11 protein-coding genes, 1 tRNA gene and 2 pseudogenes are annotated in these 14,060 nt (G+C 63.9%); 8 read left to right on the top strand and 6 right to left on the bottom strand.

Translation table 11 applies throughout. From position 1 onward, the window contains the following. Positions 1–28: 28 nt before the first annotated feature. Positions 29–601, bottom strand: a complete 573-nt coding sequence (gene def, locus E3T37_RS01845) for a peptide deformylase (protein WP_134365153.1) — start codon at positions 599–601, stop codon at positions 29–31. Between the two features lie 40 nt (positions 602–641). Between def and E3T37_RS01850 the strand changes: the two genes are divergently transcribed. From E3T37_RS01850 to E3T37_RS17760, 4 genes are all read left to right on the top strand, one after another. Beyond that, entirely contained in the window at positions 642–1,550 is a 909-nt protein-coding gene (locus E3T37_RS01850) for a DMT family transporter (protein ID WP_134365154.1), read from the top strand. 158 nt (positions 1,551–1,708) lie between these two features. Beyond that, the gene (locus E3T37_RS01855; RefSeq protein WP_241976125.1) at positions 1,709–2,917 is read left to right on the top strand and encodes a glycosyltransferase; all 1,209 of its coding nucleotides are present in this window, start codon (positions 1,709–1,711) and stop codon (positions 2,915–2,917) included. A 26-nt stretch (positions 2,918–2,943) separates the two neighbouring features. Next, positions 2,944–3,017, top strand: a tRNA-Ile gene (locus tag E3T37_RS01860). A 173-nt stretch (positions 3,018–3,190) separates the two neighbouring features. Then, entirely contained in the window at positions 3,191–3,415 is a 225-nt protein-coding gene (locus E3T37_RS17760) for a helix-turn-helix domain-containing protein (protein ID WP_160140992.1), read from the top strand. A 432-nt stretch (positions 3,416–3,847) separates the two neighbouring features. On the opposite strand, the gene E3T37_RS01870 is transcribed toward E3T37_RS17760, so the two are convergent. Both E3T37_RS01870 and E3T37_RS01875 read right to left on the bottom strand, forming a co-directional pair. Next, entirely contained in the window at positions 3,848–5,221 is a 1,374-nt protein-coding gene (locus E3T37_RS01870; RefSeq protein WP_134365156.1) for an APC family permease, read from the bottom strand. Positions 5,222–5,270: 49 nt separating this feature from the next. Further along, a complete protein-coding gene (locus E3T37_RS01875) occupies positions 5,271–6,938 on the bottom strand; it encodes an amidohydrolase (protein ID WP_241976124.1) in 1,668 nt (555 codons plus the stop codon). A 114-nt stretch (positions 6,939–7,052) separates the two neighbouring features. Between E3T37_RS01875 and E3T37_RS01880 the strand changes: the two genes are divergently transcribed. From E3T37_RS01880 to E3T37_RS17255, 3 genes and pseudogenes are all read left to right on the top strand, one after another. Then, a complete protein-coding gene (locus E3T37_RS01880; protein ID WP_134365157.1) occupies positions 7,053–7,688 on the top strand; it encodes a TetR/AcrR family transcriptional regulator in 636 nt (211 codons plus the stop codon). A 57-nt stretch (positions 7,689–7,745) separates the two neighbouring features. Next, entirely contained in the window at positions 7,746–8,546 is an 801-nt protein-coding gene (locus E3T37_RS01885; protein WP_134365158.1) for a carbon-nitrogen hydrolase family protein, read from the top strand. A 201-nt stretch (positions 8,547–8,747) separates the two neighbouring features. After that, positions 8,748–8,883, top strand: a pseudogene (locus E3T37_RS17255) (recombinase family protein); the annotation flags it as partial. Here E3T37_RS17255 and E3T37_RS01895 read toward each other — a convergent pair. After that, positions 8,882–10,218: pseudogene (locus E3T37_RS01895) on the bottom strand (amino acid transporter); the annotation flags it as partial. The pseudogenes E3T37_RS17255 and E3T37_RS01895 sit on opposite strands and share 2 nt — an antisense overlap. On the opposite strand from E3T37_RS01895, the gene E3T37_RS17765 reads away from it, so the two are divergent. Continuing rightward, on the top strand, positions 10,182–10,376 hold the full coding sequence (locus E3T37_RS17765; RefSeq protein ID WP_134365163.1) for a three-helix bundle dimerization domain-containing protein: 195 nt from the start codon (positions 10,182–10,184) through the stop codon (positions 10,374–10,376). The pseudogene E3T37_RS01895 and the gene E3T37_RS17765 sit on opposite strands and share 37 nt — an antisense overlap. A gap of 34 nt (positions 10,377–10,410) precedes the next feature. Here the strand turns inward: E3T37_RS17765 and E3T37_RS17770 are convergent, their stop codons facing one another. After that, entirely contained in the window at positions 10,411–10,779 is a 369-nt protein-coding gene (locus tag E3T37_RS17770) for a three-helix bundle dimerization domain-containing protein (RefSeq protein WP_370263955.1), read from the bottom strand. A 111-nt stretch (positions 10,780–10,890) separates the two neighbouring features. Continuing rightward, positions 10,891–13,551 carry a magnesium-translocating P-type ATPase gene (gene mgtA, locus E3T37_RS01905; RefSeq protein WP_134365159.1) on the bottom strand — a complete coding sequence of 887 codons (2,661 nt, stop codon included), beginning with the start codon at positions 13,549–13,551 and terminating at the stop codon, positions 10,891–10,893. Positions 13,552–14,060: the final 509 nt, after the last annotated feature.

Consider the following 14,060-nt stretch of genomic DNA (forward strand, 5'->3'; position numbering starts at 1 on the left):
TCAACCGGTCGGCAGGGCACTCGTCGGTTCAGTCCTCGAGGTTGTCCACGCCGGGCAGCCAGGCTTGCCCGGGGATGCCCCAGCCGCGTTTGCGTTCCACTTTGGCCGCGATTTTGGCATAGAAGTGCTCGAGCCGGTCGACGTACAGCGTGCCATCGAGGTGGTCGTACTCATGCTGGAAGATGCGCGCGAGCCATCCGTCGGCCCGGATCTCGAACGGTTTTTGGTCCAGGTCCACCGCCGTCAGGATCGCGGCGGGGGAGCGCAGCAGCGGGAATCGCTCGCCGGGGAAGGACAGGCACCCCTCGACGTCCTCGTCCTCGTCGGCCTCTCCGGCCGGAACGGGCGTGATCCACAATTCCGGGTTGATGGCCACGCCACGCCACAGGCGGTCGCCGTCCTCGTCGTCGGGGTAGTTGTAGGTGAAGAGCCGCAGGGGCACGCCGACCTGGGGTGCGGCCAGGCCGACACCGGGGGCGGCGTCCATCGTCTCGAACATGTCCTGCACCAGTTCGTGCAGATCATCTCCGAAATTCACGACGGGGCGTGCGGGGGAGTGGAGAACGGGATCTCCTGAAATAACTATCGAGCGTACGGCCATTCAGCAAGGATATCGGGCTCGTTCTGGATAAGGTCATTGAGTGACTCCCGACCTGACTGACTTGGCTGTCACGATCGACCCGCGTCAGGCGATCGGCATCCCGCTGGCCCTCGTTGGAGCGGTGTTCCTGTCGCTCGGGGCGCAGTTCCAGCACCGCGGCGTCACCAAGGTAGAGGCGAAGACCGCAGAGATAACGGGCGGGCTCAATCCTCGGCAGCTGATGCTTCTGCTCAGCCGGCCCTCCTGGGTGTTCGGCACGCTGATGCTGGGGCTCGCCATCGTCTTCCAGCTCTCCAGTCTGGCCTTCGCCCCGATCATCATGGTGCAGCCGTTGGGCGCCGTCGCCCTGGTGATCACGTCGATCCTCAACGCCCGGGTCACCCGTGTTCCGGTCAACCGGGCGTCGAAAATCGCCATCGCGATGTGCGTGGGCGGGGTCGGCCTGTTCGTCACCGTGGCGGCCTTCACCGCGGTGGACAAGCCCGTCACCGACGCGAACCTGCTCACCATTCTGGTCGTGCTCGGCGTGGTGCTGGCGCTATTCGGCGCCGCATTCGTGTTCCTGCGCACCCGGTTCAAGGCCATTTTCTACATCATCGGCGCCGGGGTGCTCTATGGTTTTGTCGCCACCCTGGCGAAGGTGATCATCAACCGAACCCAGAACGGAAACTTCGAATGGCTGACGCTCGCCTGCGTGGCCGGGCTGCTGCTGGCCGCCGCCCTGGGAGCCTATTTCGTGCAGACCGCCTACGCGTCCGGCCCCCCGGACCTGGTCATCGCCGGGTTGACCGTGATTGATCCGCTGATTGCCGTCGGTATCGGCATCGTCGTGCTCGGTGAGGTGGAGCAGGCCCCGGCCTGGGCATCCGCCGCTTTCATCCTGGCGGGCGTCGTTGCGATCGGTGGGGTCTTCCTGCTGGCGCGCTATCACCCCCTTGCCACGGACTGAAGCCGATTAGAATAGGGTGCTAGAAGACCTCGTCAGCGTACGCGCCGTCGAAAACAGGAACTCTTCGCCGGATGATGGCCTCCGGCACACCTACGTTGGGACAGTGTCTTTTGTCAGAATCGACCGATTTTTCGAGCGAGTCGCACCGGGTTGCCCCGGTGTCGAAGAAGCCGATTCGGGTATTGATCGCCGCGGACACCTTCGCTCCCGACGTGAACGGCGCGGCCAAATTCGCCGAGCGGCTCGCTGCCGGCATGGTGGCCCGCGGGCACGAGGTGCAGATCATGGCGCCGGCTCCGTCACGCAAGTACGGCACCTTCACCGAGACGCATGAAGGCCAGCAGATGGTCGTGCACCGCCTGCAGAGCTGGCGCTGGTATCCGCACGACTGGCTTCGATTCGCCCTGCCTTGGTTCGTCCGACGCGACAGCCGCCGCATCCTCGACTCCTTCAAGCCCGACGTGGTGCACTTCCAGTCGCACATCATCGTGGGCCGCGGGGTCACGATCGAGGCGAAGAAGCGGGGCATCCGCATCATCGGCACCAACCACTTCATGCCCGAGAACATGCTCGAGTTCACCCTTCTGCCCAAGGGGCTGCACGAGCGATTGATCAAGGGCGCCTGGCGGGCGGCGCGGCGCACCTTCGGCCGCGCGGAGGCCGTCACAACCCCGACCCAGCGGGCAGCCCAGTTTCTGGAGCGCTACACCGGCCTCGAGGGCGTGCTGGCGATCTCCTGCGGCATCAACGCCCACAACTATTCGCCCAACTTTGAACCCCGCACCGGGAACCGCATTCTGTTCGTCGGGCGCGTGACCGGTGAGAAGCAGATCGACGTACTGCTGCAGGCCGTCGCCCTGCTCTCGCCCGACCTGAACGTGCAGGTCGAGATCGTCGGCGGCGGCGACCAAAAGCGCAACCTGGAGCACCTGGCCCAGACGCTGGGCATCCGGGCCCGCGTCACCTTCACCGGCTATGTGACGGATGCCGAGCTGCGCGACGCGTATACCCGGTCGACCGTGTTCGCCATGCCGTCGATTGCAGAATTGCAGAGCATTGCGACGATGGAAGCCATGGCCTCCGGTTTGCCGGTCGTAGCTGCCAATGCCATGGCGCTCCCGCACCTCGTGCATGACGGTGAGAACGGCTTCCTGTTCGAACCCGGCAACTCGCAAGACCTCGCCGACAAGCTGACCACTGTTCTGACGGCGACGCCGGAGAACCTGGACGCCCTCAAGCACGAGTCGCTCAGACTCATCGAAGCCCACGACATCAATCGCACCCTCAACACTTTCGAGTGCCTGTATCGTGGGGAGCCGGTGACCGATCGGGTCATCTCAGAAACGTCCGCGCACACTCCCGAGTAAGCCACTCGCGAGTAGTCGCGGTCATCGGGGCGGTAGCTCAGCTGGTTAGAGCAGCGGACTCATAATCCGTCGGTCCTGGGTTCAAGTCCCAGCCGCCCTACACTGAAACATCGATTGACCAAGGTTTCTTGTCCAAGCAGACAGGACAGAGACTTGATGCGCTTAACGCTTATTCAACGAATATTCATCGAGACCCGTTGGACGGGGGACTCCGCCGGCGCGGCGCACGACGCGTATCGGCCCATCTGGGTTGGCCTGGAACACCTACGGGTCATGAACACCGAACGTCTTTCCCTACTGGGTCTCGAGCTCCTGCTCACGACCAGCGAGCTCGCTGATTATCTGGGGGTGCAAGTGCAGGCCATCTACGATCTGCGCACCGACGGGCGGGGCCCGTCCGGCCTTCGTGTCGGTTGGGAAATCCGGTACCGCGTCTCTGACGTCCTCTGCTGGTTGGACGATCTTCATGAGCCCTCAGGCAGCGTGAGAACCGGTTAGGGAGCTCGCTGATGGCCGGCCGGCCGCGACTGCCGACAAGTACGTTTGGCGCCATCAAAACGGCCGAGGTCGGCACGGGTCACTACCGGGCATGGACCCGCTTCCGTGACTGGGACGGCCAGACGCGCCAGGTCACGGCCACCGGGTCGAGCCATGACGGGCTTGGCTGCCCGGTCACGTCCCGCTGGGGGTGCGGTACGCGGCGCGCCCGAGTGCGACCTGCAACCTCAAGCCGATACCTGGCCCAGCCACGCTCCTTAGCGTGGCTGGGCGGGGACCTTTGGCCGAGCAGCAGCCCGTTCGCAGTTTCGCAAACGAGACCCTTGCCCGCTCGAGGGAGCCCCCCTCGGGGCTCAATTTGAGGGGCGTGCCGGTTGGTGTCCGGTGCCCACTCTTCGCCTTGGCGCACGCTCTCAGAGCGCCTCGCCCTGGTTACTCCTTCAGATCGAGCATGGGGGTAGGCCGGCGGAAGCCGCGGGTCAAGACGAGCAGGTACACAAAGCCCACGGCCAGCCAAACGAGGCCCACGACGAGCGCGCGCGGCGACAGGCTGGTCCAGAGCCAGAACGTGAGCACAACGCCGATGGCCGGAACGAATAGGTAATTGAGCGTTTGCAGCCCTCCTCGCTTCCTCAGGCCGAAGAAGTGGTGCTTTATCACCGACAGGTTGACCGCGCTGAAAGCGATGAGTGCGCCAAAGCTGATCATCTCGGCCAAGAGCCCGAGGTCGATCACCACGGCAAGCAGCGACACGATTGAAACTGTCAAGATCGAAAGCACAGGTGTGTCGAAGCGCGCGCTGAGTCGACCGAAGATCCGCGACGGGAGGACACCATCTCGTCCCATAGCGAAGAGAATGCGGGCGACAGAGGCCTGCGAAGTCAGGGCGGAACCAGCCGCACCGGCGATATAAGCGGCGAGGAACAAGGTCGAAAGGAACGCACCGCCTGCCTGGGCGACCACGTCAAGAGCTGCGGAGTCCACGCTGGTAAAGGCGTGGCTCGGCAGGATGAGGTGGCTCACATATGCCAACCCGATGAAAGTCACTCCAGCAATGAGGGTGATGATCATGATTGCGCGGGGCAGGCTCTTCTTCGGATCGCGGGTCTCCTCGGCAAGCGTGGAGACGGAGTCGAAACCCAGAAACGATAGGCAGAGTACAGCAGCACCGGCGGCCAACGGCCCGAATCCGGGAGCCGTACCGTTCCCGACGAAGGGTGCGAGCAAATCGACGCTCGTTCCGCGCCCGATGGTTGCCGCCGCCACACCCACGAAGGCGACGATGAAGATCGCCTGCACGGCGATGACGACCACGTTCGCGCGGGCTACGGACGCGATCCCAACGATGTTGAGAATGGTCACGAGTGCGATCGAAGCCAGCACGAAGGTCCAAGCAGGAACGCTCGGAACGGCCGCATTCAAGTAGATCCCGATAACCACGTAATTGATCATGGGCAGGAACAAGTAGTCCAGCATGAGCGACCACCCGGTCAGGAAACCGACCGCTGGTCCGAAACTGCGCTGAGTGTAGGTGTACGCAGATCCGGCAAGCGGAAACGCACGTGCCATTTGGCCGTATGAACGCGCCGTGAAGACCATCGCAACCAAGGTGATCAGATACGCCAACGGCAGGCGCCCGCCGGTCATCTGAGTGACGATGCCGTAGGTGGTGAACACGGTGAGTGGCACCATGTAAACGAGGCCGAACAGCACAAGCGAGGGCACTCCCAGTACCCGGCGCAGTTGCCCCTGGCTGGTAGCGACTTCCGCCGAGGCGGCAGGTACAGCGGTGGACTCTGTCGTCATGGATCTTCTCTCTTCTTCTAGTGTTCGCGATTGTTTCGACCCACGGCATTCACCGCTGGAACGTCGGCGCACCTGCGAGGTAGGTGGCACGGATACCGGTCAATGGCAGTTCGGTGGGGCAAACCGTCCTGGGGTCCCGGGCGAGCCAAACCAGGTCTGCGCTGGCGCCCACGCGGATTTCGCCCCACGGCGCCTGCGTTCGCGCGGCACCGGCTTGACTGGCCACGCCGCTTGTGTAGGCGGCGAGGGCGGTTTCGGCGTCGAGCCGTTGCTCTGGCATCCAGCCACCTGCCGGTTCGCCGTCGATCGTGGCCCGGGAGACCGCGATGCCGATGCCCTCCAGGGGAGACGCCGACGAGCAGGGCCAGTCCGAACCGAATGCCAGCGTTGCCCCAGTTTCGACGAGAGTGCGCATCTGATACTGCCGATCCGTGCGCTCGAGCCCCAAGCGAGGGACCGTGAGTACAGTCATCAGAGCGTCCATCTGCGCCCAGAGCGGCTGCATCACAGCTATCACATCGAGTTCCTTGAACCGGGGGAGGTCATCCGCGGCCGCAAGTTGCACATGCGCGATCACCGGCCGGCGATCCGCTGGCCCGTTCACACGCCGGGCGAGCTCGATGGCGTCCAAGGCACGTCGAACGGCCGCGTCTCCTATCGCGTGGATATGAGCCTGGAACCCGGCTGCGTCGATTGCGGTGACTGAATCGGCGAGGTGTTCGGCCGTCCAAACGAGCATCCCGTGCCCATGCAGGCCGGAGCAGTACGGCTCGAGCAGCGCGCCAGTCTCATTCTCGACGACGCCGTCAGCGAAGAACTTCACGCTGTTCGCGGTGAGTAGGGGGTGCCCCAGAAGCTCGACCTGCCTCCGTGCTTCGATCATGGCGGGAAGCGAAGCGGGAAAGTGGCGCGGGTCAGCGAGCAGTGCGAGGTTGACCCGGGTCGACAGTGCACCGCGGCGCGCGGCCTCCAGGTAGACGACGACGTCGGCCGGCTCAACCCAGGCGTCCTGCACCCACGTCACTCCCAGCTCGGCGAAGTGCTTGGTCGCTCGGCGGAGCGCATCGATCTGCTCGTCGAAGCTGAAGCCGGGGCTGACGGTTGTGAGGAGTTCTATGGCCCCCCACTCCCGCAGAATGCCGAGCGGGCTCCCGTCCGCCCGTCTTGGGATCTCGCCGAGTTCCGGTTCCGGTGTGTTCGCGTCGATGCCGGCGCGTTCAAGGGCCAGCGAGTTGCACCAGACGGTGTGGTAGTCCCAGGCGCGCAGCATGACCGGTCGGTCGGAGAGTGCTTCATCCAGCCATCGTGCGTCGAACAAGCCGCCGGGTGTGAGGGATCCGTCATAGGAAGCGCCGATGATCCACTCTTTCTGTGGGTGCTTTTCGGCATAGCGGCGCACCTCAGCGACGATCTCGGCGATACTCGTGCAGGCGCGCACGCTCGGCCCGTTTTCCTCGAGACCACCGAAGAGCGGATGGGCGTGCCCCTCTCCGAAGGAAGGCATCAGGAAGCCGCCATCGAGGTCGACGACCTCGAAGGTCGCTGGGGTGGGGGACAACAGGTTCTGGTGCATCAGTTCACGGGCGTCATCATCGAGGGCCGCGATACGCCCCTCGCTCACGAGCACGGCGGTTGCCTCGGGCACCCCCGCACCCAACCAGGCGGTTCCGCCGATGAAAAATGTCAGGGCGGGGTCGGGAGCAATCAGTTCTGACACGGTGAGTCTCCTTGATTCTCGCAGTGCGTTTTTTCGATACGAACGTTGTTCGTATTGAGTAGAGTATGGGTTCGGACTCCTCGGGGGAAGAACCAGTTTTCAGGGAGGTGCTCTGTGTCGCTGTCGAAACGACAGATTGTGATTGCCGCGCTCGAACTCGCGGAGAAGCAGGGCGCCGAACGGCTCACAATGCGCAGCCTCGCAGCGAACCTGGATCGACGGCCATCGTCGCTCTACAATCACATCTCCGGTCGGGATGATCTGATCGAAGGGATGCGGGCACTCGTCGTCGAGGAAATCGACACCTCCGTCTTCGCAGTCAAAGGTTGGGACGATGCCGTCATTGTCTGGGCTGAGTCCTACCTGTCTGCCTTTGCGGCGCGACCGAGCTGCATTCGCCTCTTGGCCACCACGCCCATCACCGATCCTTCCACGTTGCGCATGTACGACATCGTGGTGAGCGCCCTTGTGCGCGGCGGTTGGGCCGACGGTGACGCGGTCGCTGTCATGCGGACGATTGAGGCACTCGTGCTCGGTTCCGCGCTCGACGCGATCGCACCGAGTTCGTTGCTGTCACTGGATGCTGTTCCGTTAGAACTCGAGGCCCTCCGTCGATCACTCGAGCCAGGACACCGAGACCGTGCGGGGGCCCGGGCGGCGTTCGTGCTGGGGATGGAAGCGCTTGTCGAGGGTCTGCGCGTACGTCTTGCCGCCGAGCGATCCAGCTCCGGGCCTCCGGGCCAAACATGAAAATGACCACACGGTAACTAGTCCATGCGTGCATATAGCTCACACCGAAAGGTAGACATGAAACTCTCCATCGCTGGATTGCAGACCGCGGGTTCCCCAGGGAACGTCGCCTCCAATCTCGGAGAACTGAGGGCAGCGGCGAGAACAACGAAGGCGGGTGGGGGAGAGCTCCTGATCACCCCCGAACTCTTCCTCACTGGATACAACCTCGGCGACAAGCTGTTCGATTTGGCCAAGTTGGATCTGCTCATCAAGGTGCAAGAGATCGCGCGGGAGGAGGGTCTCGCGATGATCGTGGGGCTGCCAGAGTACGAGGAGGATCGCCTCTACAACTCAGTTGTCTTCCTGGACGAGGGCGGCGCGGTGCTCGGTCATTACCGCAAGACGCACCTGTTCGGCAGCCTCGACCGGGAGCTCTTCACCCGCGGCGAGCAGCTCGTATCCACTGTGGACTATCGAGGTGTTCGTCTAGCCATGCTCATTTGCTACGACGTTGAGTTCCCCGAGACCGTTCGCGCCGCGGCGTTGGCGGGAGCTCATGCGGTCATTGTTGCGACCGCGCAGATGACGCCGTTCAAATTCATCGCCGAGCAGCTCATTCCAGTGCGCGCCTGGGAAAACCAGATCTACATGGCCTACGTCAACCATGACGGAGAGGAAGGCGACCTCGCCTACGTCGGTCGCAGCTCGATTGTGGACCCCTATGCGAGGGTGCTCGACTCGATCGTGCACGGCACACGGATACTGACCGCGGTCATCGATACAGAAATCGTCGACCAAGCTCGCCTCCGAAACCCGTATCTAAACGACCGTAGACCAGACCTCTACGACCCGTCGGCGTCAGCCCAAACCGTTTGATCCCTGTCGCACCAGACGGACTGAGAGAACTATTGGCTGCATTCTCCAAAGAGTCTAGAGCGGCCCACCGTCTGGGTCTGGGGACTTGATGCGCGCACGTTTATTCAACACCGGTTTGTGAGCTCGAGCGCATCCCGCTCGCTCATCTCCGAGATTCCAGGTATTGCCCCATTGCGTATTATCGTTTGAACGCCAGGCGCGAACACCGTGCATGACCTCACCGACCGGGGCACCGGTCCCAAGCTGCTCACCGGAGAGGGCGCAGCGATCGACACCACGATCGCATCCGGCAAGGTCCCCGGGATCTTCGCAGCTCTCGCCGAGTTCGAGCGGCCCTCCTCTCTGAGCGCACAGGAGTCCGAGGGATGCACCTCCAGGAAGATGATCGGTGAACCTGGCGGGATGTTACCGAACCGTCGCTCGTCACGGCTCTTGACCCGGTACTCGGCCTCGGTGTCTTCGTCGGGTTCGTGGGAAATGATACGGATGACGTCGTAGTCCTCAGCATCTGATGTCACAAAGTCGAGCGCGTGGGAATCCAACACTACGGAGGTCGCCCGCAGCTCGAAAGAGCGTCGCACCCGGGAGAGGATCGACGTGGTCATGATGGCGAGGATGAAGAGCGCAGCGATCCGCACGCTGTCCGGGCGTTCGATGACGTTGGCGATCGTCGTGTAGATAAGGATCAGCGCCGTGATGCCGAACCCGACTGCGCTCCAGCGTTGTCCCTTGCGCCGGGCGGAGAGGGTCACCGCGACGGCGGCCGAGGTCATCAGCACGAGCACTCCGGTGGCGTACGCGCCGCCCTGGGCGTCGACGCTCGCCTGGAAGGCGACAGTGATGAGGAAGGCAATCGCGGTGAAGACGAGCACAAGCGGTCGAACGGCCGGCGCCCACTGCGGCGCCATGCCGTACCGCGGCAGATATCGCGGCACGAGATTGAGCAGACCGGCCATCGCTGACGCACCGGCGAACCACAGGATGCAGATGGTTCTGGGGTCGTAGACGGACCCGAAAAACGGACCGAGGTACTCGTGAGCGAGATACGCAAGGGCGCGACCGTTGGCCGGGCCGCCGGGCTGGAAGTCCTTCTGTGGAATCAGCAGGGTCGTGACGAGACTGGACGTGATCAGGAAGCCACTCATGATCAGAGCCGCCGTGGTCAGGAGTCGCTTGGTGCCGCGGATCCGGCCCGCGGGGTCATCCTCGGTATCGGTCGCGTCCCCGGTCACTTGCGGCATCACGGCGACCTCGGTCTCGAATCCGGACAGGCCCAGGGCTAGCTTGGGGAAAACCAGCAGGGCGATGCCCACCATGACGAGCGGGTTTGCGTGTTGCTCGGTGAGTGCCGCCCACCAATCAGTAATCAAGTCGCGTGTTCGGCGACATGACCGATGGCCACCACGATCACCACCAGGTTGAGGAGCAGATAGATCGCGACGAGCACAACTGCGATACCGATGGCCTCTTTGAAGCCGAGGAGGAAGACGATGCTGAGGAGCGCGACGAGGAAGAGTGTGACCAGCACCTCCTGGCCCTGCATCCAGGACGGGGCGAACGGATTCTCGATAGCGTGCGCCGCGGCGTCTGCCGCGGACAGGGTGATGGTGATCATGAAGTCCGTGGCGGCGAAGCCTGAAGGCCGTTGCGAAGGTAGTCGACCGCCTCGTCGAGAGATTCCCTCATAGTCCGCGGCCCAGCTTCGGGCGGGCGGTCCTTGAAGAGCACAAGGCTTTGGATGGACGTCCGATCCGAGAATACGTGCCCGTGCTGGTTGAACACAGGGCCAAAGGACGGCTGCGCCTTCACGACGCAACAAAAACGTCATAGGCCTAGAGGTGAACGATGCGCGCGTGACGAGCGGTCAGGCAGCGGTGCTGTCGTTTCGCGCCTCGCGCCTCAGACGGGTGCGTGCAGCATGCTCAACTAAATTGGGTACGTAGGCACGAATAGGGTTTTCCGAGAGAGCACGATATCCCTCGCGGACGGTCTCAGTGATGTGATCTCGGGGCGTACCCGGGAAATGTTGCGAGAGCCGGTCAACCATTGGACCCACCGTAGTGGGGTCTTGCTCAATTGGGGTCACAAGCTGAGTCTGTCGCAAAGCCGGTTCATCGCCAAAGACCATGCCAAACGCCCCCGTAGACCGATTTGCGTGCTCCGCACTTTGTCGACACCGTTCGTCACGCCGAATCGACCTCGACGACGTAGTCGATGTGGGCGCATCCCTCATCGCGGGACCCGAGAACGATATTGCCGACCTCGAAATCCAGCGGTTCGACGGCGAGCTCTCGCGTGAAGTTCCGTCCCGCGGCCTAGATCCTGATTCCGCATGTGGCCGCCATCACGCTCGCGAACGAGGGCCGGAGCTAGCGGGCCGGAAGCCGCTTGCTCCGGAGTGCCCCACGCTGAAGGCGGCCGCTCGCCGGCCGATCCGGTGGCTGGGTGCTCTCCGGCGCTCTGGCACAGGCGGCGCGGCCACCCGGGCGTAGAAGAACAGTTTGGCGAATTCCACCAGCAGCAGGTAGACCACGATCAGACCGGCAAGTGCCAGGAAGAAGGGTGCCGGGAGCGGTGCGAAGCCGAGCAGGGGCCCGAGCGCTGAGAACGGCAGATACGCGCCGATGGCCACCACTCCGAACGCTGCCACAGTGAGCCCCGTCGACGGCCGGCTGCGCAGAAACGGTACTCGTCGGGTTCGGATCGAGAAAATGATCAGCGTCTGGGTGGCGATCGATTCAATGAACCAGCCCGACCGGAACTCGCCGGGTCCCGCGTTGAACACCAGAAGCATCAGGGCGAAGGTGGCGAAGTCGAAGAGTGAGCTGATGCCGCCGAAGAGCAGCATGAAGCGGCGGATGAACCCGATGTTCCAGTGCGCCGGCGCCCGAACCTGCTCCTCGTCTACACGGTCGCTGGGGATGGCGAGCTGGCCCGCGTCGTAGAGCAGATTGTTGAGCAGGATCTGTCCCGGCAGCATCGGCAGGAAACTCAAGAATACGGATGCCACGGCGGCGCTGAACATGTTCCCAAAGTTGCTGGACGTGCCCATGAGCACGTACTTGATGGTGTTGGCAAAGGTCCGTCGTCCCTCGACGACTCCATCCGCCAGCACGCCCAGGTCCTTCTCCAGGAGCACGATGTCGGCCGCGTCCTTGGCGACGTCGGTCGCGCTGTCCACCGAGATACCCACATCGGCGTCGTGCAGCGCCAGCGCATCGTTGACCCCGTCACCCAAGAACCCGACCGCCCTCCCGTTGGCGCGCAACATCCGGATCACCCGCGCCTTCTGCTCGGGCGAGACCCGGGCGAAGATGGTCGCCTGCTCGGCGGCCGAACCGAGCTCCGCGTCGGAGAGCCCATTGATCTGCACCCCAGTCAGGGTTCCACCGGAGATCACGCCGAGGTCGGCGCAGGCCCGCTCAGTGACCCGGGCATTGTCGCCCGTCGCAACTTTCACCGTGATTCCCAGCGCCTCGAGCCGATCCAGGGACTCGCGGGCATTCGCCTTCTGCTCGTCGGCGAAAAGAAGGAACCCGGCCAGAACCAGGTCGTGCTCATCGGCGATGCTGATCCGTTTCTGGCCCACGGCCGGGCGGCTGGCCACGGCGATGACTCGGGCACCGGAGTCGAACTGCTCGGCAAGCAGTGCGAGGGCCGCGTCGGAGGTGCCGATGCAGATACGCAGCAGGTCTTCCGGCGCACCCTTGGCTACCAGGCTGACCGTTCCCTCGCCGTCCCGGACCAGCACGCTGGTCATCCGCCGGTGGTGGTCGAACGGAGTCACGTCGAGGTGCGCGTAGCGCGATGGCTCGAACGCCGCGGCGGCGGGGGACTGCCAGAGGGCCGCGTCCAGCGGATTCTGGCCCACCGTGGAGACCTTGCCGCCGGTGAAGTCCGCCTCGGTCGCAACCAGCCCAAGCACGGCTACTTCCTCATCAGAGACCTCGGGACGAACCGACATGGTGCCGGTGAACCGGATGCGCCCCTCGGTCAGGGTGCCGGTCTTGTCCGTGACCAGAACATCCATGTCGCCCAGATCCTCAATGCAGACCAGCCGCTTCACGAGGACCCGGCGCTGGGCCAGACGTCGCGCACCTGTGGCCAGACTCGTGCTGACCACGGCGGGGAGAAGCTGCGGGGTGATCCCCACCGCGATGGCGAGAGAGAACAGCAGTGACTCGAGCAGCGGGCGCTGGAGCACCAAGTTGGCTAGGAAGATCAGGCTCGTCAGCACCACGGCCACGCGCACGAGGAGGAACGAGAAGCGCTTCAGCCCGAGCTGGAATTCAGTCTGGGGCTGCGTTTCCCCGAGCCCCAGGGCGATCCGCCCGAATTCGGCGCGTCCGCCCGTGGCCACGACGACGCCCATGCAGCTGCCAGTCTGAATCACGGTGCCCATGAGCACGCAGGAGGCCAGGTCGCCGGGAGCGGCATCTGCCGGCACTGGGGTCGGGTTCTTCTCGACCGGCAGCGACTCCCCGGTGAGAATGCTCTCGTCGCAGAGTAGATCCTCACTCCGCAGTACACGGATGTCCGCCGGCACGATCGAACCCAGCCCGAGATGCACCACGTCACCGGCGACCAGCTCCACCACGTCAATCTGCCGAGCGGCACCGTCCCGCACCACGACGGCGCGCCGCGACACCCGGGAGTGCAAGGATTCCACGGCCTGCTCGGCCCGGAACTCGTTAACGAACCCAAGCCCCACGCTCGCCACCAGGATGACGGCGATGACGATCGAGTTCGTGACATCGCCGAGGAAGAGCGAGAGGGCGGCGGTCAGGAACAACAGGATCAGGATGGGGCTGCGCAGTTGCCTCACGAGCACCGGCCACGCCCGGGCTGCGTGGGTGCGCACGGCGTTGGGGCCGAACTCCGTCAATCTTCGAGTCGCTTCGTCGTCGCTCAGGCCGTCCGGGGACGACCCCAGGTCGGCCAGCACCTGCTCCGGTGGGCGGCTGGCGAACCGGGCCAGAGCCTCCTGCATTGCCGGGTCTGGCATCTGAACGCCTCCGCCGGAGCCGTTGAATGGACCCCGCGGCCAGACTGGCTCATCTTCTGCAACGCGGCAAGTGTCCAGGTCGGTTTGAGGCGCGTGAAGGATTGCTTCCTGCGACAAATACCGGGCGACCGTGCTGACACAGCCCGGGCTGCCCAATGCACCGTTCATTGCGTCGAGGCCGGTTAGGTGGGTCAAGGTATTCCGCTAGATTCGTCTCAGAAATTGCAGGGGACTCCCGGTCAGATCGAGATCAGGAAAGGTCTAGACGCTTCGGTCGAGGCGTTCACTTGCGCCGTCGGAAACCGTCGGTCCCGCACTGTGTCGAGAAACTCCACCACTCAGCGGGACGTGACCCCTCACTTGCTCCTCCTCGCGCTCGTGGGGTGCATCATGGGTCTCATACTCGTGGACCCTACGTGTCAGGGTTGGGTGAGGCCAGCAGCTAACAGCAAGTCCGCCGCATGACGTAGGGCGAGAACCAGGAACCGATCCACCATGCCCAGCCCATC

The sequence above is a fragment of the Cryobacterium sp. TMT2-10 genome, assembly GCF_004403075.1.
GTDB classification, from domain to species: Bacteria; Actinomycetota; Actinomycetes; order Actinomycetales; family Microbacteriaceae; genus Cryobacterium; species Cryobacterium shii.

Excerpts from the sequence above, each read along its gene's own strand:
- mgtA (WP_134365159.1), bottom strand. The coding sequence starts at position 13,551 with ATGCCAGACCCGGCAATGCAGGAGGCTCTGGCCCGGTTCGCCAGCCGC.
- E3T37_RS17770 (WP_370263955.1), bottom strand. The coding sequence starts at position 10,779 with ATGAGGGATGCGCCCACATCGACTACGTCGTCGAGGTCGATTCGGCGT.
- E3T37_RS01870 (WP_134365156.1), bottom strand. The coding sequence starts at position 5,221 with ATGACGACAGAGTCCACCGCTGTACCTGCCGCCTCGGCGGAAGTCGCT.
- E3T37_RS17760 (WP_160140992.1), top strand. The coding sequence starts at position 3,191 with ATGAACACCGAACGTCTTTCCCTACTGGGTCTCGAGCTCCTGCTCACG.
- def (WP_134365153.1), bottom strand. The coding sequence starts at position 601 with ATGGCCGTACGCTCGATAGTTATTTCAGGAGATCCCGTTCTCCACTCC.
- E3T37_RS01885 (WP_134365158.1), top strand. The coding sequence starts at position 7,746 with ATGAAACTCTCCATCGCTGGATTGCAGACCGCGGGTTCCCCAGGGAAC.